At 69.4% G+C, this 25,408-nt stretch carries 26 protein-coding genes; 16 read left to right on the top strand and 10 right to left on the bottom strand.

Features of this window, described 5'->3' with window-relative positions; translation table 11 throughout:
- Nucleotides 1-23: 23 nt before the first annotated feature.
- On the bottom strand, nt 24-2,240 hold the full coding sequence (locus Pmi06nite_RS20895; RefSeq protein WP_203954731.1) for a transglycosylase domain-containing protein: 2,217 nt from the start codon (nt 2,238-2,240) through the stop codon (nt 24-26).
- A gap of 258 nt (nt 2,241-2,498) precedes the next feature.
- Here Pmi06nite_RS20895 and Pmi06nite_RS20890 point away from each other — a divergent pair, with 258 nt between their 5' ends.
- Nucleotides 2,499-2,795, top strand: a complete 297-nt coding sequence (locus Pmi06nite_RS20890) for a WhiB family transcriptional regulator (RefSeq protein ID WP_036326687.1) — start codon at nt 2,499-2,501, stop codon at nt 2,793-2,795.
- Between the two features lie 242 nt (nt 2,796-3,037).
- On the opposite strand, the gene bagB is transcribed toward Pmi06nite_RS20890, so the two are convergent.
- Nucleotides 3,038-4,192: an ATPase BagB gene (gene bagB, locus Pmi06nite_RS20885; protein WP_203954730.1), complete on the bottom strand. Its 1,155-nt coding sequence runs from the start codon at nt 4,190-4,192 to the stop codon at nt 3,038-3,040.
- Nucleotides 4,193-4,232: 40 nt separating this feature from the next.
- Nucleotides 4,233-5,261: an ATPase BagA gene (gene bagA, locus Pmi06nite_RS20880; RefSeq protein WP_239114068.1), complete on the bottom strand. Its 1,029-nt coding sequence runs from the start codon at nt 5,259-5,261 to the stop codon at nt 4,233-4,235.
- A 281-nt stretch (nt 5,262-5,542) separates the two neighbouring features.
- On the opposite strand from bagA, the gene sp36 reads away from it, so the two are divergent.
- From sp36 to Pmi06nite_RS20860, 4 genes are all read left to right on the top strand, one after another.
- Nucleotides 5,543-5,695, top strand: a complete 153-nt coding sequence (gene sp36 / locus Pmi06nite_RS20875) for a Sp36 family protein (RefSeq protein ID WP_203954729.1) — start codon at nt 5,543-5,545, stop codon at nt 5,693-5,695.
- Nucleotides 5,695-6,159: a RidA family protein gene (locus tag Pmi06nite_RS20870; RefSeq protein WP_203954728.1), complete on the top strand. Its 465-nt coding sequence runs from the start codon at nt 5,695-5,697 to the stop codon at nt 6,157-6,159. The genes sp36 and Pmi06nite_RS20870 overlap by 1 nt, the downstream gene beginning before the upstream one ends.
- A gap of 495 nt (nt 6,160-6,654) precedes the next feature.
- Nucleotides 6,655-7,500, top strand: coding sequence for an NUDIX hydrolase (locus tag Pmi06nite_RS20865; RefSeq protein ID WP_239114067.1), 846 nt, complete (start codon nt 6,655-6,657; stop codon nt 7,498-7,500).
- Nucleotides 7,497-8,288: an MBL fold metallo-hydrolase gene (locus tag Pmi06nite_RS20860; protein WP_203954727.1), complete on the top strand. Its 792-nt coding sequence runs from the start codon at nt 7,497-7,499 to the stop codon at nt 8,286-8,288. The genes Pmi06nite_RS20865 and Pmi06nite_RS20860 overlap by 4 nt, the downstream gene beginning before the upstream one ends.
- On the opposite strand, the gene Pmi06nite_RS20855 is transcribed toward Pmi06nite_RS20860, so the two are convergent.
- The gene (locus Pmi06nite_RS20855) at nt 8,285-8,965 is read right to left on the bottom strand and encodes a Crp/Fnr family transcriptional regulator (protein ID WP_203954726.1); all 681 of its coding nucleotides are present in this window, start codon (nt 8,963-8,965) and stop codon (nt 8,285-8,287) included. The two genes, Pmi06nite_RS20860 and Pmi06nite_RS20855, sit on opposite strands and share 4 nt — an antisense overlap.
- A gap of 84 nt (nt 8,966-9,049) precedes the next feature.
- Here Pmi06nite_RS20855 and nth point away from each other — a divergent pair, with 84 nt between their 5' ends.
- On the top strand, nt 9,050-9,769 hold the full coding sequence (nth, locus tag Pmi06nite_RS20850) for an endonuclease III (RefSeq protein ID WP_203954725.1): 720 nt from the start codon (nt 9,050-9,052) through the stop codon (nt 9,767-9,769).
- 127 nt (nt 9,770-9,896) lie between these two features.
- Nucleotides 9,897-10,550 carry an NUDIX hydrolase gene (locus Pmi06nite_RS20845; protein WP_203954724.1) on the top strand — a complete coding sequence of 218 codons (654 nt, stop codon included), beginning with the start codon at nt 9,897-9,899 and terminating at the stop codon, nt 10,548-10,550.
- On the opposite strand, the gene Pmi06nite_RS20840 is transcribed toward Pmi06nite_RS20845, so the two are convergent.
- On the bottom strand, nt 10,497-11,129 hold the full coding sequence (locus Pmi06nite_RS20840; RefSeq protein WP_203954723.1) for a HEAT repeat domain-containing protein: 633 nt from the start codon (nt 11,127-11,129) through the stop codon (nt 10,497-10,499). The genes Pmi06nite_RS20845 and Pmi06nite_RS20840 overlap by 54 nt on opposite strands.
- A 71-nt stretch (nt 11,130-11,200) precedes the next feature.
- Between Pmi06nite_RS20840 and Pmi06nite_RS20835 the strand changes: the two genes are divergently transcribed.
- Entirely contained in the window at nt 11,201-12,385 is a 1,185-nt protein-coding gene (locus Pmi06nite_RS20835; RefSeq protein ID WP_203954722.1) for a MarP family serine protease, read from the top strand.
- Between the two features lie 271 nt (nt 12,386-12,656).
- Here Pmi06nite_RS20835 and Pmi06nite_RS20830 read toward each other — a convergent pair whose 3' ends face one another.
- From Pmi06nite_RS20830 to acs, 5 genes are all read right to left on the bottom strand, one after another.
- A complete protein-coding gene (locus tag Pmi06nite_RS20830) occupies nt 12,657-13,130 on the bottom strand; it encodes a DUF309 domain-containing protein (RefSeq protein WP_203954721.1) in 474 nt (157 codons plus the stop codon).
- 209 nt (nt 13,131-13,339) lie between these two features.
- Nucleotides 13,340-14,260, bottom strand: coding sequence for an alpha/beta fold hydrolase (locus Pmi06nite_RS20825; protein ID WP_203954720.1), 921 nt, complete (start codon nt 14,258-14,260; stop codon nt 13,340-13,342).
- Nucleotides 14,250-14,738: a phage holin family protein gene (locus tag Pmi06nite_RS20820; protein WP_203954719.1), complete on the bottom strand. Its 489-nt coding sequence runs from the start codon at nt 14,736-14,738 to the stop codon at nt 14,250-14,252. The genes Pmi06nite_RS20825 and Pmi06nite_RS20820 overlap by 11 nt, the downstream gene beginning before the upstream one ends.
- Before the next feature lie 20 nt (nt 14,739-14,758).
- Nucleotides 14,759-15,961, bottom strand: coding sequence for a Na+/H+ antiporter NhaA (nhaA, locus tag Pmi06nite_RS20815; RefSeq protein WP_203954718.1), 1,203 nt, complete (start codon nt 15,959-15,961; stop codon nt 14,759-14,761).
- A 129-nt stretch (nt 15,962-16,090) separates the two neighbouring features.
- Nucleotides 16,091-18,067, bottom strand: a complete 1,977-nt coding sequence (acs, locus tag Pmi06nite_RS20810) for an acetate--CoA ligase (protein WP_203954717.1) — start codon at nt 18,065-18,067, stop codon at nt 16,091-16,093.
- 281 nt (nt 18,068-18,348) lie between these two features.
- Here acs and Pmi06nite_RS20805 point away from each other — a divergent pair, with 281 nt between their 5' ends.
- From Pmi06nite_RS20805 to Pmi06nite_RS20770, 8 genes are all read left to right on the top strand, one after another.
- Nucleotides 18,349-19,125: a Fic family protein gene (locus Pmi06nite_RS20805; protein ID WP_203954716.1), complete on the top strand. Its 777-nt coding sequence runs from the start codon at nt 18,349-18,351 to the stop codon at nt 19,123-19,125.
- An 867-nt stretch (nt 19,126-19,992) separates the two neighbouring features.
- A complete protein-coding gene (gene ssd / locus Pmi06nite_RS20800) occupies nt 19,993-21,027 on the top strand; it encodes a septum site-determining protein Ssd (RefSeq protein WP_203954715.1) in 1,035 nt (344 codons plus the stop codon).
- Nucleotides 21,024-22,190, top strand: a complete 1,167-nt coding sequence (locus tag Pmi06nite_RS20795; protein WP_373317319.1) for a TadA family conjugal transfer-associated ATPase — start codon at nt 21,024-21,026, stop codon at nt 22,188-22,190. The genes ssd and Pmi06nite_RS20795 overlap by 4 nt, the downstream gene beginning before the upstream one ends.
- The gene (locus Pmi06nite_RS20790) at nt 22,178-22,951 is read left to right on the top strand and encodes a type II secretion system F family protein (RefSeq protein WP_203954714.1); all 774 of its coding nucleotides are present in this window, start codon (nt 22,178-22,180) and stop codon (nt 22,949-22,951) included. The genes Pmi06nite_RS20795 and Pmi06nite_RS20790 overlap by 13 nt, the downstream gene beginning before the upstream one ends.
- The gene (locus tag Pmi06nite_RS20785; RefSeq protein WP_239114065.1) at nt 22,948-23,682 is read left to right on the top strand and encodes a type II secretion system F family protein; all 735 of its coding nucleotides are present in this window, start codon (nt 22,948-22,950) and stop codon (nt 23,680-23,682) included. The genes Pmi06nite_RS20790 and Pmi06nite_RS20785 overlap by 4 nt, the downstream gene beginning before the upstream one ends.
- 275 nt (nt 23,683-23,957) lie before the next feature.
- Entirely contained in the window at nt 23,958-24,377 is a 420-nt protein-coding gene (locus Pmi06nite_RS42615) for a DUF4244 domain-containing protein (protein WP_203954713.1), read from the top strand.
- A gap of 51 nt (nt 24,378-24,428) precedes the next feature.
- The gene (locus Pmi06nite_RS20775; RefSeq protein ID WP_239114064.1) at nt 24,429-24,914 is read left to right on the top strand and encodes a TadE family type IV pilus minor pilin; all 486 of its coding nucleotides are present in this window, start codon (nt 24,429-24,431) and stop codon (nt 24,912-24,914) included.
- Entirely contained in the window at nt 24,911-25,276 is a 366-nt protein-coding gene (locus Pmi06nite_RS20770; protein WP_203954712.1) for an Rv3654c family TadE-like protein, read from the top strand. The genes Pmi06nite_RS20775 and Pmi06nite_RS20770 overlap by 4 nt, the downstream gene beginning before the upstream one ends.
- Nucleotides 25,277-25,408: the final 132 nt, after the last annotated feature.

Below are 25,408 nucleotides of genomic sequence, written 5' to 3'. Positions count from 1 at the left end.
GGCGGGGAGGGCTTTTCACATCGTCACTGGGCGGGCGGGACGATCGGGGGATTCGGGCCCTGGCCCGGGCCCCCGGTTCCGGGGTCGTCCGGCCCTCCGGGGCCCTTGGGGTCCCCGGGCTTGTCCTCCTTCTTCGGAGGCTTGGGAGCGCAGGCTGTCCGGCAGCCGCCGAACCTCGACATGTCGGGCCGGACGAAGCTCGTCGGGTCGGTGCCCTTCAGCGCCGCGATCATGGTGGCCTTCCAGATCGGGCCGGGGATCGTGGCGCCGAACACCGAGCCGTACTGGTGGCCGTTCATGGTCTCGCCGCTCAGCGGGTACTTGACCGGGCCACGGGGGTCACCGAGGCTGACCGCCCCGGCGAGGTCGGGGGTGTATCCGGCGAACCATACGGTCCGTGACTGGTCGCCCGTTCCGGTCTTGCCGGCCGCGTCCCTGCCAGGGATGCCGCCCACTCCGGACATCGTGCCCTTGGTGAACACCCCACTGAGGATGTTGCTCGCCGCGTCGGCGATCGCCGGCTCGATGACCCGCTTGCACGACGGCTTGACCGACGTCGACTTGCCGTTCCGGTCGACGACGGCGGTGATCGCCATGGGCTTGCAGTACTTTCCGCGTGCCCCGAGCGTGGCGTACGCGGCGGCTACCGTGACCGGGTCCATCTCGTTGGCACCGAGGGTGAAGGTCTGGACCTCGCGGAGCTTCGTACCGTCGGAGCGGGTGATCCCCATGTCCTTGGCGGTCTTGACCACGTTGCAGAGGCCGACCTTCCGCTCCAGCGTCATGAAGAAGGTGTTCACCGACCCCCATGTGCCGGTTTGGAGGGATTCGAACCCGCCCTCGCCACCCTCGGAGTTGTGCTGCGCGACGCCCGGGGCTCCGACGCTCTGGCCCTTGCAGTTCTTGAAGTCGGAGTAGGCGTTGGCCTCGAACGTGCCGCCGACCTTGAAGCCGTCGTTGAACTTCAGGCCCTCCTTGAGGGCGGTGACCAGCGTGAACATCTTGAACGTCGACCCGGCCTGGAACCCGGTTCCGCCACCGTGGTCGGAGTTCGCCACGATGTTGTAGGAGATCTCATTCTTCTTCTTGTTCCGCCCGAACTTGCGGCTGGACGCCATCGCCCGGATCGCACCCGTGCCGGGCTCGATGAGCGCCTCGGACGCCACCGGCTTGTCGGAGGCATGGACGTACTTCTTGATCGCCTTGTCGGCGGCCTTCTGCATCTTCGGGGTGAGCGTGGTCTTGATGGTCAGGCCGCCGCGGTTGAGGAACTTCTCGCGGTCCTTGGGCGTCTTCCCGAACTGCGGGTTGTTCCTGATCTCGTTGCTGACGTAGAGGCAGAAGTACGGGTACGCGCTCTCCTCGCAGCCACCCGGGATCGGCATGTCCTTGTAGCCGAGTTTCTTCGCCTTCGACTTCGCGGCCTCGTCCGGCGTGATGATCTTCAGCTCGGCCATCCGGTCCAGCACCGTGTTGCGCCGTTCGAGAAGCTTCCCGCTGGGTCCCTTGCCTCGATGCGGGTCGGTCGCGTTCGGGTCCTGTACGGCTCCCGCCAGCGTGGCCGCCTCGGTCAGGTTGAGCTGGGAGGCATGCTTGCCGAAGAACCGCAGGGACGCGGCCTCGATGCCGTACGCGCTCGCGCCGTAATAGGCGATGTTGAGATACCGGTTGAGGATCTCGTCCTTGGAGTACTTCTTCTCGATGGCCATCGCGTAGCGGATCTCGTTCAGCTTCCGCGAGAAGGTGGGGGCGACGGCGGCGGCCTTGTCTTCATCGGACTCCGCCATGTTGTACAGGACCTGTTTGACGTACTGCTGGGTGATTGACGAACCGCCCTGGGTCACCCCGCCCGTGGTTACGTTCTTGATCAGCGCGCGACTCGTGCCTTCGAGGTCGAGCGCGCCGTGCTCGTAGAACCGGAAGTCCTCGATCGCCACGATCGCCTTCTGCATGATCGGCGCGATCTGGTTGAGGGAGACCGACACGCGGTTCTCCGAGTAGAACTGGGCGAACGGCTTGCCGTTGACGTCGAGGAACGTCGTCTTCTCGGGCAGCGGAGGCTCGGGCAGGTCCTCCGGGGCAAGCCGAAGTGCCTCGGTCGCCGACTTCACGGTGACACCCGCTCCGCCCACGGCCGGAAGGGCGATGGCCGCCGCTATCAGACCGGCCACGCCGGCCGCAGCGATCAGCCGCAGAAGGTTCCAGAACGCCGACGGCCGGCCTTTGCCCTTAGCTTGCACGGATCCAAGAGTACGTGGGAAAGGTCACTCGATCGGCACCAATTGCACCAGCTTGCATTACAGGTTCCCGGGGAGGACTAGTCATTCCCGGCCACATGGCCTGACATGACCATGCGAGAAATTGGTCCCCCCGGGGACTGTCGGTCCGATCGTCTCCTTGCGTACGTTCTCCTCTGCGGCAACTGCAACAAGGAGGCTCGACGCCCGCGCCCGTCGGCCGAAGTGACGACTGACCACCTAAGGGGAGTGGGGTCGAACATGTGGATCACGGATTGGACCTCCCGTGCCGCCTGTCGAGGTGCGGATCCTGACGCGCTTTTCGTGCAAGGCGCCGCACAGAACCGGGCGAAGCTGATCTGTCGAGGATGCCCCGTTCGTACCGAGTGCCTCGCCGATGCGCTGGACAATCGCATCGAGTTCGGGGTGTGGGGCGGAATGACCGAGCGGGAACGTAGAGCGCTGCTGAGGCGACGGCCCGACGTCGACTCCTGGCGCGATCTGCTCGAATCAGCCAAGGAAGAGTACGAACGCACCAATGAGTTGATCGCCGGCTGAACCCCGACCGGCTGGGCACCACCGCACACCCTTGCGGCATCTCGGGCCCGAGTCACCACGTCGGGTCAGTCTGATCTCACGGCCGGTACCCCGGCTGTTCGGGTTTCGTGGCAGGCGCTCTCCGCGTCTCCCCCTCCATCCATCACCGATGCCACGCCTGCCACGCCGTCACCGCGTGGCACGGTGGCCGCGACGAGAAGACCGCCGCGTGCGCGTCGTGACACCTGCGACGCGGCACGACGCTACGACGCGAGAAGCCGTCCGATCTGGCGCAGTCCCGCCAGGTCGTGGACGTCTTCCGGCATGGCGGGCACCTGGGCGAGCGGCACCGTGGGGTGCGCCGAGGTGAAGTGTTCCTGCTCCCGCTGCTCACGTGCGGCGAGTTGCATGCGATCGGCGTGCAACCGCAACACGGCGACCGTCAGGTCGTGCTCGCCGCGCGCCTCCAGATCCTCGGCGGCGGCGTAACTCCGGGCGGAGGACAGCGTGGAAGCCGATGCCTGGTGCACCCGGTTGACCACCACACCGGCCAGGGGCATGCGGTCGTCGGCCAGCCGTTCGACGAAGTAGGAGGCCTCGCGCATGGCGTCGCGCTCCGGCGCGGCGACGACGAGGAAGGCGGTGCCCGGCGCCTGCAGGAGACGGTAGGTCTGCTCGGCGCGCTGCCGGAATCCGCCGAAGACCGCGTCGAGGGCCGACACGAAGGTCTGGATGTCCTTCAGCACCTGCGCTCCGAGCACCTTCGTGAGCATGCCCGCGATGATGCCGAAGCCGGCGTTGAGCAGCTTGAACGCGCTTCGTCCTCCGGCTTTGGCCGGGGCCGTGAGGATGCGGATCAGCCGTCCGTCGAGGAACCGCCCGAGCCGCTCCGGCGCGTCCAGGAAGTCGAGGGCGGACCGCGACGGCGGGGTGTCGACCACGATCAGGTCCCAGTCGCCCGAACGGCGGAGCTGGCCCAGTTTCTCCATGGCCATGTACTCCTGCGTGCCGGAGAAGCTCGACGACAACGACTGGTAGAACGGGTTGGTCAGGATCTGCTGCGCCCGCTGCGGGTCGGCGTGGGCCTCGATGATCTCGTCGAAGGTCCGCTTCATGTCGAGCATCATCGCGTGCAGTTCACCGCCGTTCGCCGCGTCGACCCTGTCGGCCGCGCTGCCGTTACCGGTGATCCGGCGGGGGGTGTTGTCGAGCTCGCTGAGACCCATGGACTGGGCCAGTCGCCTGGCGGGGTCGACGGTGAGCACCACGACCGACCGCCCGCGCTCCGCGGCGCGCAGCCCGAGCGCCGCCGCCGTCGTGGTCTTCCCGACGCCGCCCGAGCCGCAGCACACGATGATCCGCGTGGCGTCGTCGTCCAGGATCGCGTCGATGTCCAGCGCGGGGGCGGTCCTGCTCACAGATCAACCTCTTCTGCCCGATCGGACGAGTATGCGGCCGTCATGCCGCGCCCTGGCCGTTGATGGCCTCGGCGAGCTCGTAGAGGCCGGTGAGGTCCACGCCGTCGGCCAGCAACGGCAGGTCGTACCGAGGGGCGCCGGCGGTGTCCAGGGTGCCGCGCTCGCGCCTTTCCAGCTCCGTACGGAGGGCATGCTCCGAGACCTCCAGGGCGAGGGCCTCGGCGATCAGCGACGCGTCGGCCTTGCCGTCCGCGAGCCCGGCCGCCTTCAGCCCGAGCGCGAGCTCCGAGAGGTCGAACCTGTCCGCCGCGGCGGCGTCGAGGACGGCGTCCGGCAGGGTCGTCGGCCGGACCATGTTGATGAACACGCCCCCGACGGGGAGCTTGGCCGTACGCAACTCGGCGATGCCGTCGAGCGTCTCCTGGACGGGCATCTCCTCCAGGAGCGTCACGAAGTGCACGGCCGTCTCCGGCGAGGCGAGGACGCCGCGGACCATGTCGGCGTGGTTCTTGACCGGGCCGACCCTGGCCAGCCCGGCGACCTCCTGGGTGACGTTGAGGAAGCGGGCGATCCTGCCGGTCGGGGGAGCGTCCATGACGATCGCGTCATAGACCCTCCGCCCGGACTTGTCGCGCCGCCGTACGGCCTCGCTGGTCTTGCCCGTGACCAGGACGTCGCGCAGGCCGGGCGCGATGGTCGTGGCGAAGTCGATCATGCCCATCCGGGTGAGCGCCTTGCCCATGCGCTTGATGCCGTAGAACATCTCGAGGTAGTCGAGCATGGCCTCTTCCGGATCGATCGCCAGCGCGTAGACGTCGCCGCCTCCGGGCGCCACAGCGATCTTCCGCTCCTCGTACGGCAGCGGCGGAAGGTCGAAGACCTGGGCGATGCCCTGCCGTCCCTCGACCTCGACGAGCAACACCTTGCGGTCGCCCGCGGCCAGTGCGAGGGCGAGCGCCGCGGCCACCGTGGTCTTGCCGGTGCCGCCCTTCCCGGTCACGACGTGCAGCCGCACGCCTTCCCAGTCGGAGTCACGGGCTGCGCTCTTTCTGCCGGCTGGCTGTCTCACTTCGCCTCCTCCGGCCTGCCTGACGGGGTCGATGCGCGGGCCCCGCCACAGCTGTGCCGGTCGGCCGGCCTGCTCCACTCGCCCACGCTTGGAAGGCTACCCAACGGTCACATGCCGATTCATCTCGCCCGACTTCGTGGTGAACCGCGCAGGATGGCTTGCACGTCGATTTGGCAAGACTTGGCCCGGGCGGCAGCGGCGATCCGGGTGGCGCCTCATGTGTCCCATGGAACGGGCGCAGGCGAGAGCGACGGGGGCGGCGGCATCGATAGCCTGTGCGCATGACCAAGTGGGAGTACGTCACGGTGCCGCTGCTGACGCATGCGACGAAGCAGATCCTGGACAACTGGGGAGAAGACGGCTGGGAGCTCGTCTCGGTCGTCCCGGGGCCCAACCCTGAGCAGCTCGTCGCCTACATGAAGCGGCCCAAGTGATGGCGACGCCGGAAGAGCGGATCGCCGACCTCGGGCTCGTGCTGCCCGAGGTCGTGCCCCCGCTGGCCGCCTATGTGCCCGCCGTACGGACGGGCGACTACGTGTACACCTCGGGCCAGCTGCCGCTGGTCGACGGGAAGCTTGCCGTCACCGGCAAGGTGGGCGCTGAGGTCTCGGCCGACGAGGCGAAGGAGCAGGCCCGTATCTGCGGGCTCAACGCCCTGGCGGCCCTGAAGTCGGTCGTCGGAGATCTTTCCAAGATCGCCAGGATCGTGAAGGTCGTCGGGTTCGTCGCCAGCGCGCCGGACTTCACCGGCCAGCCGCAGGTCGTCAACGGAGTGAGCGAGTTCCTCGGAGAGGTCTTCGGGGATGCGGGGAAGCACGCCCGTAGCGCCGTCGGCGTCGCCGTCCTCCCCCTCGACGCCCCCGTAGAAGTCGAGATCATCGCCCAGCTCCACCCCTAACCCCCCTTTCTTTGCGCGTGATCATGCACACCTTCGGAGACGGGGCCGCTGACCAGCCCCATCTCCGGGCGTGATCATGCACAGGTTCGCGATCAATGGGCCTGAGCTGTGCTTATGCATTTCGTGATCATGCACACTTTCGTGGTTGTGCGGGCTGACCTGTGCCGATGTCCTTCGTGATCATGCACGCGGATGACCTCGGCCTTGTCGGGCGACGGTATGACGATCGCGTGCCGACCTCGTGCATGATCACGGAGCTTGTTTGTGCAGGTGGTCAAGGGTTTGGACGAATGTGCGCATGATCACGAAGCGTGTTTGGCCAGGTCGGGGCAGGCTTGTTCGAATCTGTGCATGATCACGATATGCATCGGCGCAGCTCGGGCCTATTGATCACGAACTTGTGCATGATCACGCGCGAGGGGTGTGTGATTGGGGCGGCGGGGTGAATAGCATGAGGTTCCGGAAACCGAGTGATGTTCTGCTAGGAGGACGCACGTGGGCATTCCGCTGCCGGGAGAGTTCGGGGAACGTGCGCGAGGCATCCTGGCCGGCCAGATCATCCCTGTCCCCGCCCGTGACGCCGCCACCGTCGTGCTGCTCCGGGACGATCCCCTCGAGGTCTACCTGCTGAAGCGCAAGGCGACGATGGCCTTCGCCGCGGGCGCCTATGTCTTCCCCGGAGGATCGGTCGACCCCCGCGACACCGATCATGCCGTCGGCTGGGCCGGTCCCTCGCCCGCCGAATGGGGTGAGGCGTTCCGGGCCGACGAGCGGACCGCCCGGGGCCTGGTCTGCGCCGCCGTACGGGAGACCTTCGAGGAGTCCGGAGTCCTGCTCGCCGGGCCCGACCCGGAGACCGTCGTGGCGGACACCACGGGCGACGACTGGGAGGCCGACCGCCTGGCGCTGATCGACCGCACCCTCTCGTTCGCCGAGTTCCTCGACCGTCGCGGGCTCGTGCTGAGGTCCGATCTGCTGAAGGCCTGGGCGCACTGGATCACGCCCGAGATCGAGACCCGGCGATTCGACACGCGGTTCTTCGTGGCCGCCCTCCCCGCCGGCCAGCGGACGCGCGACGTGGGCGGCGAGGCGGACGTCGTGGCATGGATGACCGCGGACACCGCACTCGCCCGGGCCAGGGCAGGCGAGATCATGCTCATGCCACCGACATTTCATACATTGACCGAGATAGCGGCGTTCGAGAGGATCGACGGCGTGTTCGCGAACGACCAGACGATAACGACCTTCATGCCGTCCGCCAGGGAGCATGACGGCCAGGTCGTGCTGGACGTCCCCGACATCGACTACCGCCTCCCCAACGCGACGCGGGACTCGGCATGAGCGGACTGCGGATCCCGGTCGACGGCCCGGACGGATCGGGTACGGCCGGCGCCATCAGCCTGCTCGCCCCCAACCCTTCGCCGATGACCCTCGACGGCACGAACACGTGGGTCGTGGGACGGTCGGACGACGTGCTGGTCGTCGATCCGGGTCCGGACGACGAGACGCACCTCAAGCGCATAACCGGTCACCTGGGGGAGCGCAGGGTGACGGCGATCCTGCTCACCCATGGGCACGAGGATCACAGCGGTGGCGCCAGGCGGTTCGCCGAGATGGTGGGCGCGCCGGTCCGCGCGCTCGATCCCCGGCATCGGCTGGGGGAAGAGGGACTCGGCGACGGGGACGTGGTCACGGCCGGCGGCACGGAGGTCAGGGTCGTCGGCACGCCGGGGCACTCGTTCGACTCGCTGTGCTTCTGGTTGCCGGAGGACCGCGCGATGCTCACCGGTGACACGATCCTCGGCCGGGGGACCACTGTGATCGCCCACGACGGGGATCTGGGCGACTATCTTCGCAGCCTCGACAGGCTCAGGCGCGGCGCCGAGATGCTCGAGGCCGAGGCGCTGCTTCCCGGCCACGGGCCGGTGCTGCCCGAGCCGATCGGCGTGCTCGACGCCTACATCGCTCACCGGCGTCAGCGGCTGGAGCAGATCCGCGCGGCCATCAGGCAGGGAGCCAAGGACGCCCGCGAGATCGTCGAGATCGTGTACGCCGACGTGGACGCGTCACTGTGGCCCGCCGCGGAGATGTCGGTCGCGGCCCAGCTCAACTACCTCAAGACGCTCTAGCGCGAGCGGTTGAAGAGCCGTTCCCTGTCCATGATCACGACGGCCTTGGCCTCGATGCGCAGCCAGCCTCGCTGGGCGAAGTCGGCCAGAGCCTTGTTCACCGTCTCCCGTGAGGCGCCCACAAGCTGGGCCAGTTCCTCCTGGGTGAGGTCGTGGTGCACCCGGATGCCGTCGTCGGTCTTCTTCCCGAAACGGTCGGCCAGGTCGAGCAGTTGCTTGGCGACGCGGCCGGGAACGTCGGTGAAGACCAGGTCGGCCAGCACGTCGTTGGTACGGCGGAGCCGCTGCGCGAGAGCGCGCAACAGATGGAGGGCCACCTCGGGACGGCCGGTCAGCCATGGACGCAGATCGTCGTGCCCCAGCCCGGCGAGCCGGACGTCGGTCAACGCGATGGCGGACGCCGTACGAGGGCGAGGGTCGAAGAGGGACAGTTCGCCGAACATCTCACCCGGGCCGAGGACGCTCAACAGGTTCTCACGGCCGTCGGGGGCTGTTCGCGCTAACTTGATCTTGCCCTCGAGCACCACATAGAGCCGGTCTCCCGTCTCGTTCTCGCTGAAGAGCGTACGGCCCTTGGGCAGCTCGACCTCGGTGACGCTGGTCCGCAGCGCCGCGGCGCTCTCACGGTCGAGCGCGGAGAACAGGGGAGCCTTGCTCAGTACTTCTTCGGTGCTCACGGTGCCTCCTTTACTGTGGTTCGCGCTCGGTCGTCGGCTCCGTGCTAGCCATTGTGACCCACGCCTTCCGCATAGGCTTACGGGGTGTCCCGCAAAGTCCCATCGGTTGTCGAGTCCCGGCTCGCTCTGGTGCGTCGTGCCCGGCGGATCAATCGAATCCTCGCCGAAACCTATCCTGACGCTCATTGCGAGCTCGACTTCGGCAACCCCCTTGAACTGCTGGTCGCCACGATCCTCTCGGCGCAGTGTACGGACAAAAGGGTAAATATGGTTACTCCGGTCCTTTTTGCGAAGTATCGGACAGCTGCCGAGTTCGCCGCCGCCGACCGGGCGGAGCTCGAGGGGATCATCAAATCAACCGGGTTCTTCCGGGCGAAGACGAACAGCATCATCGGCATGGCCCAGGCACTCTGTGAACGGCACGAAGGAGAGGTCCCCTCCACCCTCGCCGAGCTGGTCAAGCTGCCGGGGGTCGGCCGCAAGACCGCGAACGTGGTCCTCGGCAACGCCTTCAACGTTCCGGGGATCACCGTGGACACCCACTTCCAGCGGCTGTCCCGCCGCTTCGGGTGGACCACGGAGACCGATCCCGTGAAGATCGAGCACGAGGTCGGGGACCTCATCCCCAAGTCCCAGTGGACGATGTTGTCCCATCGGCTGATCTGGCACGGCCGCCGGATCTGCCAGGCGCGCAAGCCGGCCTGCGGCGCCTGCCCGCTCGCCGCGCTCTGCCCGTCGTACGGCACCGGCCCCACCGATCCCGAGGAGGCCGGGAAGCTGGTCAAGTCCGGTCCGTTCTCGTGACTCCGGGCGGCCGGTCACGGCGCCGCGCACGATTTCCCCTCAGTGGGAAGCCTGAGCGCTCCACGATCGTTGTACGGCAGGCTGGTCGGCTCAGGCCCCCGAAGGGCCGAGTCAGCGCTCATCGGAGGTGCACGTGGTTCCCGGCTGGTTGACCGACTTGGCGGCGGGAGCCGTACGGACCCGGGTGCCTGCCGCGTTGCGGCCGCCCGCCAACGGCGACGGCCGGCGCGCGGCGGTGCTGCTGCTCTTCGGGGAGGGGTCGGAGGGTCCCGACATCCTGCTCATCCAGCGCAGCTCCAAGGGGCGTGTGCACGCCGGGCAGCCCGCATTCCCCGGCGGCGGTCTGGACCCCGAAGACGACGGCCCGATCGGCGCCGCCTTGCGTGAGGCCGAGGAGGAGACCGGTCTCGACCCGCGAGGCGTCGAGGTGGTCGGCACCATGTCCGAGCTGTACGTGTCGCGGAGCGACAACCGGGTGACGCCGGTGCTGGCCTGGTGGCACACGCCGTGTGCCGTGCACGCCGCCTCGCCGGACGAGGTGGAGGCGGTGGAGCGGATCCCCGTCGCCGAACTCGTCGATCCGGCCAACCGGCTCCAGCTCCGCTATCCCGCCGGAGCCGTGTCGCACCCCGCGTTCCGCGTGCGCGGTCTGCTGGTGTGGGGATTCACCGCGGGAGTTCTCGACGGCGTGTTGTCCGCGGCGGGATTCGAGCGGCCGTGGGACAGGTCACGGATCGAGGATCTGCCTCCCGAAGTCCTTGACCTGGCCGCCCGAGGTTAGTGTCAGGCCGAGCGTCGCCCAGTCGGCGACGTCCTCGTCCGTGTCCGATGTCAGACGTCGCAGCGCGGAGAGCCCGGCCGGGTCGGGCGGGTCGCCGATGACGTTGGGCAACGCGTAGGCCGCGCCGTACCGGACCACGGGATCGTCGCTCCCCGAGAGTTCGATCACGGATGGCAGGGCGCGCACGTCGCGCAGGTGCCCGAAAGCGATGAGCACCGAATAGAGCACATGGGAATCGCTCTCGCTCACGGCGAGATAGCGCAGGACGGGCAGGGTCCTGTCGGCGAACGGCCGGTCACGGCCCAGCTCCCCGAGGATGTCCACGCCGAGCACGCGCTCGACGGCGGACGCGCTCGCACACAGCCGCCTGGCCACGGTGAACGTCTCCAGGTCACCTCGTGCCTGCAGCGCGGTGATGGCCTGCCAACGTGTGGTCCCGTCCGGGTCCTTGTCGTCGAGCGCCATCCGGATGAGTTCGCCGACACCGGATCCGTGATCGCCGGTCGGCCCTCCGGAGCCCCGACGGGCCTGCTCACGCTGGGTTTCGCCGTCGGCGGATCGTCCGTCCCCTGCCTCCATGACGTCACGATATCGAGCAGACCTGTGGGACGCCTGCACGATGAGGGTCGCGGCTGGATACCGTTGAAACTGTGCGCGGTGATCTCCTGGATCTCATACTGATCGGCCTCGTGGTGGCCTTCGCCGTATCCGGTTATCGGCAGGGCTTCATCATCGGGGCCTTCAGCTTCATCGGATTCGTCGGCGGAGCCTTGCTTGGGATGTTCGTCGCGCCGCCGATCGCGGGCGCCATCCTGAGCGGCGACATCGAGAGGGCGCTGCTGGCCATCGTGATCGTGTTCTTGGCGGCGACGGTGGGGCAGTTCGCGTCGTCCACGGTCGGGGCGGTGGTGCGCAGCCACGTGGCCTGGGAGCCCGCGAAGACGGTGGACGCCTTCGGCGGCTCGGTGGCCAGCGGCCTGTCCGTCCTGCTCATCGCGTGGCTGCTCGGGTCGCTGATGGTCTCGATGAGCCTCGCCGTGATCAAGGACCAGGTCAACGGATCGGTGGTCTGGCAGACGGTCGACGACGCCATGCCGAGTGGCGTCCGGGCGCTGCAGAAGCCGTTCAGGGACTTCGTCGACTCCTCCGAGTGGCCCCAGGTGATCACCTCCATCGGCGGCCAGAACGTGGCGCCTCCCGACGAAGGGGTGCTGACCGGCAGTCCCAACCTCACCCGGGCTCGCAAGTCCATCGTGAAGGTGCAGGGCACCGCGCCGTCCTGCCGCAAGCGCATCGAGGGCACCGGATTCGTCTACGCAGCCCACAAGATCATGACCAACGCCCACGTGGTCGCAGGGGTGACGCGGGACCTCCGGGTCACCGACTCCACGGGGGCCGGCCACGACGCCCGTGTGGTGCTCTACAACCCCGACAGGGACATCGCCATCCTCGACGTGCCCGACCTTCAGGTGCAGCCGCTTCGCTTCGACTACTCGGCCGAGAGTCGCGACAGCGCGGTCATCGCCGGATACCCCAAGGGTCACGGTTTCACCCCGCTCGCCGCGAGGATCAGGGTCAAGCAGCGGGCGGAGTCGTACGACATCTACAACCACCGGAAGGTCGACCGGGAGGTGTACGCGATCCGGGGCAAGGTCCAGCCGGGCAACTCGGGAGGTCCTCTGCTCAGCCCGGACGGCAAGGTGTTCGGCGTGATCTTCGCGGCGGCCACCGACCAGCCGGAGACGGGCTACGCGCTCACGGCCGAGGAGGTCCTTCCCGACGCCGAGGACGGCAGCGCCGCAGTAGCCCGCGTAGGCACCCAGGAATGCGACTGACCCCTCAGGCGTGACGTCGTCAGGCGTGATCATGCACAGGTTCGTGGAAAGGTGGCCTGACCTGGCCACCCTTTGGGCGTGATCATGCACAGGTTCGGCGATTGCCGTCCCGACCTGCGAAAACCCCCTCCGTGATCATGCGCGGTTTCGGGAAAATGCCGCATGACCTGCGAAGGCGCCATTCGTGATCATGCACGGATTCGGCCGTCCCCGGCCTGACCTGGCCGGACCCGATGCGTGATCATGCGGTCCATCGGTCGCGAGGCCCATCTCAGCCCAGATGTCCCACGATGCGGGCGATCGCGATGTCCGCGTCGGAGGTCCCCGAGTCGATCTCAACGATGATCTGATCGGCGGCCAAGGTCATCGCCCGGAGATCCAGGTCGAACGGCCTGCGAGAGCCGTACGAGCCGAGACGGGCGGCTCCACGGGCCAGGAGGGCGACGGCCCCGGACGGGTTGCCCCGCTGAATGTGGGTCAAACCGACACATATCTGGGCGAGCCCCTGCCAGAGCTCCCGCTCGTCGGCAGGGCCGGTCTTCCAGCGTGCCTCCAGCACCTCGTGCGCGTGGAACGGGCGGCCGGTCTCGAGGAACCGGCGCGCCTCGCGAAGCGCCTGCAGGGCATCCGGGGTGTAGTCGTCCGGAACGCGCGGCACACCTTCCGTGCCGTACGGCAGCGGCCTGCCGTAGTCGTCCCGGGGACGGGAACTGCGTGGTCTGCCTGCTTCATCACGGTCGCGCATGTCTTCTCCGCATCGCATGATCACGAACAGTGTTCAGCCTGCTCATGGTTATTGATCGAGAACTCTTGCATGATCACGGAGGGGGTTTTCGCAGGTCGGGACGGCACTTGCCGAACCTGTGCATGATCACGATCGGAGAGTGGCCAGGTCAGGTGGCCTTTCCACGAACTTGTGCATGATCACGCCCAAGGGGGAGCGGGGCTTGGGGGTCATCGGTCGGGTTCGGGGTCGGTGAGCCAGGAGATCAATTCGGCGTCGAACTGGTCCGGCCGTTCCTCGTGGGGGAAGTGCCCGGCCCCCTCGATCTGCCTCCACCGGTACGGCGCGGCGACGTACCTGCTGGAACCCTGGGCGGTCCGGGGGAGCACGCATGTGTCGAGGGCGCCGTGCAGTTGCAGGGTGGGCGCCTCGATCTCCGTCCGCATCTGCCTGGCGTAGCGCAGCCCGTCGGGCCGGAGCGTCGAACGCCCGAACCAGCGGTGGTACTCCAGGGCCGAGTGGGCGACTCCCGGAATGCGGAATGCGTCCTGGTACGTACGCCTCACGTCGCCCGGTGGCCACTCCGGGCCCGCCCAGGCGTCGATCAGCCGCCCCACGAGCGCGCCTCCGTCGGCCGTCAGCCGGCGCTCCGGCACGATCGGGACCTGGAACCCCAAGGCGTGCCCGCTGGCCCGTATCTGCCCGAAGAAGTCGGTCAGCAGAGCCGCGCGCATCCGCAGGGGGTGCGGAGCGGCCACGGGGACCAGGCGGCGCACCGTCTTCGGGTCGAGCACGCTCATCGTCCAGGCGAGCAGCCCGCCCCAGTCGTGGCCCACCACCACGGCCCCGGTCTCGCCGAGTGCGCGGATCAGGCCGGCGGCGTCCACGGCGAGCGTGGGCAGGTCGTACCCGCGAGGAGGCTTGTCGCTCGCGCCGTACCCCCGGAGATCGACCGCGACGGCACGGTAACCGGCGGCGGGCAGGGACGCGAGCTGATGCCGCCAGGTCCACCAGAACTGGGGGAAGCCGTGGAGAAGCAGCACCAGCGGCCCCTCACCCGCCTCCACGACGTGGAACCGGGTGCCCCCGGCGTGGACGTCGCGGTGGGTCCACGGGCCCTCGACCCGGACCACGGACTCGTCAAGTGCCATCGCTGATGGACTCCCGGTGTGCGCCGACCTGTCCGGCGGTGGGGCCGGTGTACGGCGGAGGAGGAGAGGGCTTGGACGTCGCGGGGGTGGTCGGGGGCGCCGCGTCGGCCTCGGTGGTGCTCGCGAGGCCCTTCAGTGACCGGGCGGTGCGCTTCATTCCCGACAGGCCCTTGAGACGGCGGTACCCGACGAAGCTCAGCCCTACGGCGACCACGAGGTAGAAGACCGTGACGATGAGGAACGCGGCCCACGTCCACATCCCAAGCGCGACCAGGCCGTACGCGATGGTGAACGAGGCCAGGATCAGGCACAGATGCGCGATGAAGGCGGCGGCCCCGAACAGCCCGGCGGCCACGCCGACCCGCTTCGCGTCGAACTTGAGCTCAGCCTTGGCCAGCTCGATCTCCGAACGGACGAGGGTCGAGATTTGATGGCTGGCCTGAGCGACCAGCGCGCCGAGCGATTCGTCCTCGGGCATCAGCGATCTCCTATCTGCGTCTACAGAACATCATGTCGTGTTCGCGCCTGTACGCGCACGTGAAGAAGGGCGGCGGCAAGCGCCGCGGCGATCAGGCTGGCGATCAGCACCGCCGTGGTCACGCGATCGGAGCCCGGGTAGGCCCGGTCGCCGATCAGCAGCGAGACCGTGAAACCGATCCCGGCGAGGACGGACACCGCCGCGAGATCATGCCAGCGCAGGTCGTCGCTGATCCTCGCGAACCCGAGGCGCACCGACAACCAGGCCCCTCCGAGCACCCCGGCGAACTTGCCGACGACCAGCCCGACGACGACGCCGAGGGCGATCCTGTCAGTGAAGACCGAGCCGAGTGACGCCGGGTCCAGCTTCACCCCCGCGGCGAGGAACGCGAACACCGGTACCGCGAGACCGGCCGAGAGGGGACGTGCGAAGTGGGCGGCACGGCCGGCGGGAGAGAGCCGGCCGTCGGTTTCGTTGCCGGCCCTGGTCAGCAGCCCGCACAGCACCCCGGCGACCGTCGCGTGCACGCCGCTCTCGTGCATGAGCGTCCAGGCGGCCACGCCGAGCGCCGCATAGACGACCACATGGCGGAAACGCCGCCGCTGGAGGAACCAGTACATGGCGAGGACTGCCGCCGCCCCCAGCAGCGGCAGAAGGTGCACCCTCTCGCTGTAGAACAGGGCGATCACGGTGATCGCCCCGAGGTCGTCCACCACGGCCAGCGTGAGGAGGAAGGCGCGCAGCGCGGCGGGCATCGCCGAAGCCGTCACGGCGAGCACGGCCAGGGCGAACGCGATGTCGGTGGCCGTCGGGATCGCCCACCCTCTGGTGGCGCCTGGAGTGCCCCAGCTGACCGCCAGATAGAACAGCGCCGGTACGGCCATGCCCGCGAAAGCGGCGATCACCGGCAGGGCGGCGCCTTTGAGGCTCGTCAGCTCGCCATGGACGAGTTCTTCCTTGACCTCGATGCCGGCGACGAAGAAGAAGATCGCGAGCAGGCCCTCGGCGGACCACTCGTAGAGCGTGAGGTGCGTCGGGCCGACAACGGTATTCCTCAACGCGTCGTACGAAGGGCCCCATGGGGAGTTCGCCCAGATCAGCGCTATGGCGGTGGCGGCCAGGACCACGATGCCGCCGATGGTCTCCGCCCGCAGGGCCTCGGCCATCCGCTGGGCGTACCCGACGGTGGATCTGGGTGGCCGTCCCTCGGTGGGTCGGTCCATTGTCTCTCCCACGGATCGGCTTCTGTCAGTTCGCCGACCAGACTTCCCGGCACACCTGGGGACAAGGTTACCGAAGCATGCGAAGGGGCGCGGGTGCCGAGCACCCACGCCCCAGGTGAGCCGACCGGCTCAGTCCTCGCTCTTGGCGCTCGGCAACTTCTCGGAGATGAGGTTCATCACCGAACTGTCGGTGAGCGTGGTGACGTCACCGAGCGAGCGGTTCTCGGCCACGTCGCGGAGCAGGCGACGCATGATCTTGCCGGAACGGGTCTTGGGCAGCTCGGGCACGATCATGATCTGACGCGGCTTGGCGATCGGGCCGAGTTCCTTGGCCACGTGGGCGCGCAGTTCGGTGGCGATGTCCGCGCCCTCCTCCGCGTTGCCGCGCAGGATCACGAACGACACGATGGCCTGGCCGGTGACGGGGTCGGTCGCCCCCACGACGGCCGCCTCGGCGACCTTCGGGTGGCTGACCAGCGCACTCTCGACCTCGGTGGTCGAGATGTTGTGGCCGGAGACCAGCATGACGTCGTCGACGCGGCCGAGCAGCCACAGGTCGCCGTCCGAGTCGCGCTTGGCGCCGTCGCCGGCGAAGTACATCCCGTCGAAGCGTGACCAGTAGGTGTCGATGTACCGCTTGTCGTCGCCCCAGATCGTGCGGAGCATCGACGGCCAGGGCTCGCGGACGACGAGGAAGCCGCCGCCGCCGTCGGGCACGGACACGCCCTGGTCGTCCACCACGTCCGCCACGATGCCGGGGAGCGGCCGCATGGCCGCGCCCGGCTTGGCCGCGGTGACGCCGGGCAGCGGGCTGATCATCATGGCGCCCGTCTCGGTCTGCCACCAGGTGTCGACCACCGGGCAGCGCTCGCCGCCGATGTGCTCGCGGTACCAGACGTACGCCTCGGGGTTGATCGGCTCGCCGACCGACCCGAGCACCCGCAGCGAGGACATGTCGTACTTGGCGGGGATGTCGTCGCCCCACTTCATGAACGTCCGGATCGCCGTGGGAGCGGTGTAGAGGATCGTCACGCCGTACTTCTGCACGATCTCCCAGAACCGGCCGCGGTGGGGAGTGTCGGGCGTGCCCTCGTAGATCACGCTGGTCGCGCCGTTGGCGAGCGGGCCGTACACGATGTAGGAGTGCCCGGTCACCCAGCCGATGTCGGCCGTGCACCAGTAGATGTCGCTCTCCGGCTTGAGGTCGAAGACCGCGTGGTGCGTCCAGGCCGACTGGGTGAGGTAGCCGCCGGTGGTGTGCAGGATCCCCTTGGGCTTCCCGGTGGTGCCGCTCGTGTAGAGGATGTAGAGCGGGTCCTCGGCGTCGTGCGGCACGGGCTCGTGCTCGGACGGCTGGCGGTCGACGATGTCGTGCCACCACACGTCCTTGTCGGTGGTCGCGACGTCCTGGCCGGTCCGGCGGACGACGAGCACGTGCTCGATGCCCGGGCACTGCTCCACCGCCTCGTCGACCGTCGGCTTGAGCGCGCTCGGCGCCCCGCGCCGATAGCCGCCGTCGGCCGTGATGACGATCTTGGCGTCCGCGTCGTCGATGCGGCTCTTCAGGGCCGCCGAGGAGAAGCCGCCGAACACCACCGAGTGGATGGCGCCGATGCGCGCGCAGGCGAGCAGCGAGATCGGCAGCTCGGGGATCATCGGCATGTAGATGGCGACCCGGTCGCCCTTGCGGACGCCCAGCTCCTCGAGGGCGTTGGCCGCCTTGGAGACCTCCACCTGGAGGTCCGCGTACGTGATCGTCCGGCTGTCGCCGTCCGGCTCGCCCTCCCAGTAGTAGGCGACCTTGTCGCCCCTGCCGGCCTCGACGTGGCGGTCGACGCAGTTGTAGGCCACGTTCAGCTTGCCGCCGATGAACCACTTGGCGAAGGGGGGATTCCACTCCAGGGTGGTCTCCCAGGGCTGGGCCCAGGTCAGCCGTTCGGCCGCGCGCTCCCAGAAGGCGAGCCGGTCCTCGGCCGCCTCCTCGTAGGCGCTCGCCGTGATGTTCGCGGCCGCTGCCAGGTCGGCCGGTGGTGCGAACCGCCGCGTCTCACTCAGCAGGTTCGACAGCGTCTCCTGGGTCTCGTGACCGGGGGTCTCGGGGGCCACTCCGTACTCCTTCACAGCGTTGTGGAATCACTTTCGTTCGGCCGCCTCGGCCAAGCCATGGATGTGTGTGTCCCACTTCACCAGGCCAGGGGCGCAAAGTACAAGTAATCCAGGTAGGTCCACAGGCAGCCTACGACCAGCCGGTGTGACCACCTCTTGTCTCCGTTAATAGCGCTATGGCTGGGAAATCAGCCCTTTAGAGGGACAAGTGTGCATTTCCTGCGCTCAGCGGCTCGACCGGCTCGCCGAACGACCCCTACTGGCCGGTAAGGTCGATCTCTGTGAACGACCCATTGGCCGCCGTCGCCGCGTTGCCTGGTGTGCCCCAGGCCGTCCAGGAGGCGCGAGAGGCGGTCGACCGCCTCTACGGACATCGGCTGTTGCGCCGTCGGAGCCCCGAGGTGTCGGCGGAGTCCGCCCTCCGCGGCGCGCGTGCCTCGGCGTCGCTGGAAGGCGTCGAGGTCGGGCTGGAGCCGCTCCGGCTGGGCGAGGTGACCGACCCGGTCGTCCAGGGGGCGTTGCGGGCGTCAGCCGAGCTCGGACGGCTCGGCAAGACCTGGCGATCGGCCCCTCCCCAGGTCCTCGCCCGCCTGCACACCCTGGCGGCGACGGGCCTGACCTCTGATCCCGGCCGGCCGAGAACCGCGCCGACCTCCGCGGACCCGCTCGGGCTCGGCGCGGCGCCGGGTCCTGAGGAGGCCGCGGCGCGGATGGCCGCCCTGGCGGAGCTGGTCTCGGCGACCTCACAGGCGCCGGCCCTCGTCCTGTCGGCGATCGTGCACGCCGAGCTCGCCGTGCTCCGGCCGTTCGGTGTCGTGGACGGCGTGGTCGCCCGGGCGGCCGCGCGGCTCACGCTCGTGGAGTACGGGCTCGATCCCAAGTCGCTCGTCGCCGTCGAGGTGGGTCACGCCGATCTCGGCGACGCGTACGGCGAGAGCCTGCGGGGCTATCTCACGGGCACCGCCGAGGGCGTGGGGACGTGGGTGCGGCACTGCGCCGCGGCCACCGTCCTGGGAGCCCGCGAGACCACCGCCGTATGCGAAGCGCTGTCGCGCTGATACAGGTGGCGAAAGGGGAGAACGTGGAGCCGCGCAAAGCCGGGGAACGGCATGCATTGCCGCCGGGCCCGGTTTCGCCGGGGAAACGGGAAATCAGCTGGGGGCAAAGCGGACGGCGTCCCTGGGATGGAACGCCGTCGCCTGTACGTCACACTGGGTTACCAAGCGTGCACCTCGAATTTGCCGGACCGGGTCAAGCCCGTCTCGGCACGCCTCCCGCGGCTGGTCGCGCGTGGGTGCCCTGCGGCCGTACGCGGACCTTGCAGCCCGTAAGCCCTTTCTACGTCCGATTGCTTCGGTTGGAAACCCCGGGACCAAGACCTTTACGACGATCACGCTCTTCCGGAAACAGGCATTCGTATGGTCTTATGGCGGTAAGGGAGAGTCTCCGTAGTTGGGGCTCACTCGACCGATACGGGTTGCTGGTTTCACTCGGTGTGACCGGTGGCCCTACCGGAACCGGAAGTGGATGTCCACAGTCGAGACTGACTCAGTGAAAAAAACTGACTCAGTTTAGAGAGGATGCTCGACGAACCTCATATCGATCGGGCAGCATACGGTGTGTCTCTTCCTAAGGAGGCCTAGCATGTGCGACTTGTCACGCGGTGGCCTCCTACTTAAAGCTTTCTTCTAATACGGAGCCGGCTCTACCCCCCCAGAGCCGGACCGGTTGGCGACCCCCGCTCTCCCCCCCAGCGGGGGTCGCCTGCTTTCTCTTCCACTTTCCGCCGCACGGCCTGAGCCGCCGCGGCCGTGGGACGACACCGTCGTCCACAGGCCGGTCCTCATCCACAGAGCCGCGTTCGGGCGCCGGGCGGGAAGACGTGACGGCGCACGGTGGTCTCCCCGACCGACAGGGAGAGACCGATGCACCGGCCCTTGGCCATCACCGACGACCAGGATCTCCTCGACGATCTGCTGCGCATCGCCGCAGCCGCCGGAGTGGAGATCGACGTCGCCCACGCGGCAGGCCACGCCCGGCCGTACTGGACCCGGGCCCCGCTCGTGGTCGTCGGAGGTGATCTCGCCGACGCCCTCGCCGCCGTCGCGCCGCCTCCCCGGCCGAACGTGCTGCTCGTGACCCGGGTGCGCAACGATCCGGACATGTGGCGCAGATGCGTGGCCGTGGGGGCGCAGGCCGTGCTCGAACTGCCTCACGAGGAGCGGCTTCTGGTCGAGGAGTTGGGCGAGCTGGCCGACCCTGTGACCAGGTCGGGCACCGTGGTGTGCGTCGTCGGCGGGAGGGGAGGCGCCGGCGCGACGGTCCTGTCGGCCTCGCTGGCCCTCACGGCCTCGCGCGCGGGGGCGAGGACGCTGCTCATCGACGCCGACCCCCTGGGCGGGGGCATCGACGTCGTCCTCGGCCAGGAGGAGGCGACCGGGGCCCGCTGGCCGGACATCGTCGGGCGGGAGGGCCGGGTCAGCTTCGCCGCGCTCCAGGGCGCGCTGCCGACGTTCGGCGAGCTCACCGTGTTGTCCTGGCATCGCGGCGAGCCGGCGGACATTCCACGGGAGGCGATGCGAGCCGTGCTGGACGCCGCCAGGCGCGGGTGCGATCTGGTGGTCGTCGACCTCCCGCGAACGGTGGGCGAAGGGGAGGCGGAGGCCCTGTCCAGGGCGACGGCGACGCTGGTGGTGGTCCAGGCCGATGTCCGGGGGACTCTCGCGGCGGCCCAGACGCTCGCGCTGCTCCGGCGTCACACCGGCGACCTGCGGGCGGTCATCCGCGCGGGGACGCTCGAACCGGATGTCGTCGCCACGGCCCTGGACCTTCCCTGCGCGGGGCTCGTTCCCGAGTCGCGCGGTCTCGTCGAGACGCTGGATCGGGGCGATCCGCCCCCGCTCGGCCGCACCCCGCTCGGCCGGTTCTGCTCCGAACTGCTGTCGGAGCTCGCGCCGTGACCACGGTGAACACCGTCTCGGCGGAGCTGGCCGAGGCGGTCAGGGCACGGCTGTCGCGGGCCGGTGCACCGCCCACCGCGGCGCAGGTGGCCGCCGCACTGCGAGCCGAGCGTGCGGTGCTCGGAGACGCCGAGGTCCTCGCGATCGCCCGTGTCCTGAAGGCGGAGCTCATCGGCGCCGGCCCTCTCGAAGGACTGTTGGCCGAGCCCGGCGTGACAGACGTCCTGGTCAACGGCCCGCGCGAGGTGTGGATCGACGACGGCGACGGGTTGCGCCGCACGTCGGTCACCTTCCCCGGCGACGAAGAGGTCCGGCGGCTGGCCCAGCGTCTCGCGGCCGCCGCCGGGCGGCGGCTCGACGACGCCAGCCCCTACGTGGACGCGCGCCTGGCAGGCGGGGTGCGCCTGCACGCGGTGCTGCCGCCCATCGCGCCCGACGGCACCTGTCTGTCGCTCCGGCTGCCGTCACGCCGCGTCTTCACGATCGAGGAGCTCGTCACGGGATCCGGGGCGGCGGTCCTGCGGGCCATCGTGGCCGCGCGCCAGGCGTTCCTCGTCACCGGCGGCACAGGCACGGGGAAGACGACCCTCCTGTCGAGTCTGCTCTCCCTCGCCGATCCGGGAGAGCGCCTGATCCTCGTCGAAGACTCCGCGGAGCTGCGCCCCCACCACCCTCACGTGGTGCGGCTCGAGGCCCGGCCGCCCAACCTCGAAGGCGCCGGAGGCGTCGGTCTTCGCGACCTGGTACGGCAGGCCCTCCGCATGCGGCCCGACCGTCTGGTCGTGGGCGAGGTGCGCGGCCGTGAGGTCGTCGATCTGCTGGCGGCGCTCAACACCGGTCACGAGGGCGGTTGCGGCACCCTGCACGCCAACAAGGCGACGGATGTGCCCGCCCGGCTGGAGGCGCTCGCGTGCGCGGCCGGTCTTTCCCGCGAGGCCGTGCACAGTCAGATCGCGGCCGCCCTCGACCTCGTGGTCCATCTCGTCCGCGAGCCCGGCGGCGGGCGTCGCCGGGTGGCGGAGGTCTGCCTGCTCGAACGCGAAGCCTCCGGGCTGGTGGTCGCCGTGCCCGCGCTGACGTTCGCGGCCGGCGGACGTGTCAGTCCAGGCCCAGCCCTGGACGCGCTGAGCCGGCTGTGCCCGGAGATCTCATGGTCGCCGTAGCCGTCCTGGCCGCCATGGTCGCGGCCTGGGTCGGCGCGGGCCCGAGTGCCCAGGCCGAGAGACTGGCCGCCGTTCTCGGTGTGCGTGATCCGAGACCCGGCCACGCGGTGTGGAAGGCGCTGGTGGAACGCCGGCGCCCGATGGCCGAGGCGGCGGCCTGGCGCGCGGCGTGCATCGAGCTGTGCGAGGGCGTGGCCGCCGAGGTCGCCGCGGGGAAACAGGCGGGCGAAGCGCTGGCAAGAGCGGTCTCCGCCATGACCGTGCCCGACGCTGCCGCCCTGCTGCCGGTGGTCGCCGCGGCCCGCGACGGCGGCGACGTTCCGGCCGCTCTCGCTCGCGCCGCTCCTCTTCAGGGCGGGGAGGGGCTTGTACGGCTCGCCGCCTGCTGGCAGGTGAGTGTGACCGTCGGGGGCGACCTCGTCGCGCTCGTCGAGCGGTTGGCGGCGTCGCTCCGCGCCGAGGAGTCTCATCGGCAAGACGTGGCCGCGCAGCTCGCGGGTCCGCGGGCGACGGCCCGCATGCTGGCCGGCCTTCCCCTGCTGGGCTTCCTCATGGCGGCGGGTCTCGGCATGAGTCCCGTGTCGTTCCTGCTGGGCAGCCCAGCCGGGCTCGGCTGCCTGACCATCGGCCTCGCGCTCGACGCGACGGGTGTCTGGTGGACCGGTCGTCTCGTCGCCGGAGCGCAGGGACGGTCCCCGAAGAGACGGGAGCCGGTCGATCAGGAGCCGCGCAGGCGCGTGCCGGGAGGTCGGGCGACATGATCGTGATGACCGCGATGGCCCTCACCGTGCTCGCGGTGCTGGCCTGGCCGGTTGCGATGTCCCCGGTGGAGCGGCTCCGCGGAATCCGCGTACCGAGTGGTCCCGGCACGACGGACGGCTCCGGCGGTGATGTCCCTGTGCCGTCGCTCGCGGTCGCGGCGCCGGTGGGGTTCGTCGCCTTCCTGCTCGTGGGCGGTCTCCCGGGGGTGGTGGTGGGCGTGCTGGTCGCGGGTGGCGTGCTCGTGATGGTCGGCAGACGGGAGCCGGCCGAGGCGCGCCGTCGCCGCGAGCGGATGACCGCCGATCTTCCGTTCGCGGCCGACCTCATGGCGGCCTGCCTGCGGGCTGGTCAGCCGTTGAGCGGGGCGATCGAGACCACGGCGGACGCCCTTGGCGGACCTCTCGGCGACAGGCTCTCCTGGGTGGCGGCCCAGGTGCGGCTCGGGGCGAACCCGGAGGACGTCTGGGCGGCCGTCGGGAGCGACCCGCCGCTGGGTGCGCTGGCTCGGACGATGATCAGGGCCGCGCGGAACGGGGCTCCCGTCGCCGACGCGCTCACGCGGCTCGCCGATGACGCGCGCCAGGTCTCTCGGGCCGCCTCCGCGGCCGCCGCTCGCAAGGTCGGAGTCCAGGCTGTGGCGCCTCTGGGTCTGTGCTTCCTCCCCGCGTTCGTGTTCCTGGGGATCGTGCCTGTGGTCGCGGGTTTGGCGACACAGATCCTTCTGCCGTGACCATCGATGCGATCCCGGTGTGAAGCGCGCCGGTCCATCGCGTCGCGCGTAAAGCCTCCAGGCGTTGTGGACAGCGTCTTCCACAGCTGTGGACAGCCGATGCGGGCAGCGGCCGGGCAATGCCGCGTGGCCTCGTGCTTTCTGGAATCCACAGGTGCCGCTCAGGAAGCGACTCATCCACAGATGCCGATTCGCCGCGAAGAAGGCGACGCGAAATCCAGCAACGTGGCTCCGGCAGCGGGCGGATGGGCCGTCCCAGGGTGTCAGGAGGACCGATGGTCGGTTGGAGAGCGGAGCCCACATCCCTCGGCGTCGAGCAGGCGCCGGCTCAGTTCATTCGGCGCGTGGTCGGCGCCGTCCGGGCCGCGGCCCACCGGGCGGGGGTGCAGTGGACGCTTCTCGTCTGCGCGGAGACCCCCGCCCGAGGACGGGCGGGAGTTCGGAGCGGGGGCCGGGAGGGGGCTCGGACGGACGCGCCGGCCGAAGCTTCCGTCGACGCCCGTTCGCGAGTCGCGGAAGGAGCATTCGCGAGAGCCCGCGCGGGGGCCGAGGCCGGCATGTCGACCGCGGAGTATGCCGTCGGGACGATCGCCGCCTGCGGATTCGCCGCGTTGCTCTTCAAGATCGTGACCAGTGCCGAGGTGAGGTCGATGCTCTCCGCGCTCATTCAGAAGGCGCTCAAGCTGGCCGGCTGAATGGGGCTCGCGGCAGATTCCGGAAGAGAGTCCTGAAGGGAGGAACAGAGCGTGCGAAGGATCGTGGCGTCACCTCGGAGCGTGGGCACTCCGGGCCCCGGTACCTCGGCCGACGTGGTCTCGGCCGATGTTGTGTCGGCCGATGTGGTCTCGGCACAACCGGGACCGGTGAGCATCGGCAGGCCGAGGCGGGAGCGGGGCTCGGTGACGGCGGAGACGGCCGTCGCCCTTCCGGCTCTGGTGATCGTGCTGGCCGCCTCGTTGTGGGCGGTCACCGTCGTCGGTGTGCATCTCCAATGCGTGGACGCGGCCCGGGCGGGCGCCCGGGCCGCCGCGCGAGGTGAGCCGGCCGGGGCCGTCCGCGAGGCCGTCGCCCGGTCGGTCCCGGCGAACGCGAGGATCGACGTCTCCTCCGGTGCGGAGGTCGCCCGTGTCGAGGTCTCCGTCCGGGTCGAGCCTGCGTGGGGTCCGATGTCGCCTGCCGTCGACGTGAAGACGTCGGCCGTCTCCATGCTCGAGCCGGGCGTACGGCCATGAGGTGGTCGGGACGTCCGGACAAGGGCTCCGCGACGGTGTGGATGATCGCGATCATGGCGGTGGTCTGGATCACGACGATGGCCGTCGTGGACGTCGCGGTCGCCCGCGTGGCACGGCACCGCGCGCAGAGCGCGGCCGATCTCAGCGCGCTCGCCGCGGCGGCCCGGGCGGCGTCCGCCCTGGAGGACGGCTGCGCGCGGGCGCGGACGGTGGCGGACGCCAACGGGGCGCGAGTGCACAGGTGCTCGATTTCGGACGGGATCGCCACCGTCGCGGTCTCCGTGCGTTTCGCGCTTCCGGTTTTCGGCAGTCGTACGGCTGCCGCCGTGGCAAGGGCGGGACCAGTCGGCGTGAAGTCGTGAGCAGCCCGATGATCCTGGCATGGGGAGGTTTACAGGGATATGTGACCGTGGGTGTTCGTCGCAATAGAATCACGACTTCTTGGACGCGGCGTCTAAGAGTGGACGACTGGCTAAGGTTTCGGGTACTCCCGG

The sequence above is a fragment of the Planotetraspora mira genome (assembly GCF_016863275.1).
Lineage (GTDB): Bacteria > Actinomycetota > Actinomycetes > Streptosporangiales > Streptosporangiaceae > Planotetraspora > Planotetraspora mira.
The sequence above is the reverse complement of the archived record's forward strand: the minus strand, read 5'-3'. Positions and strand labels throughout refer to the sequence as shown.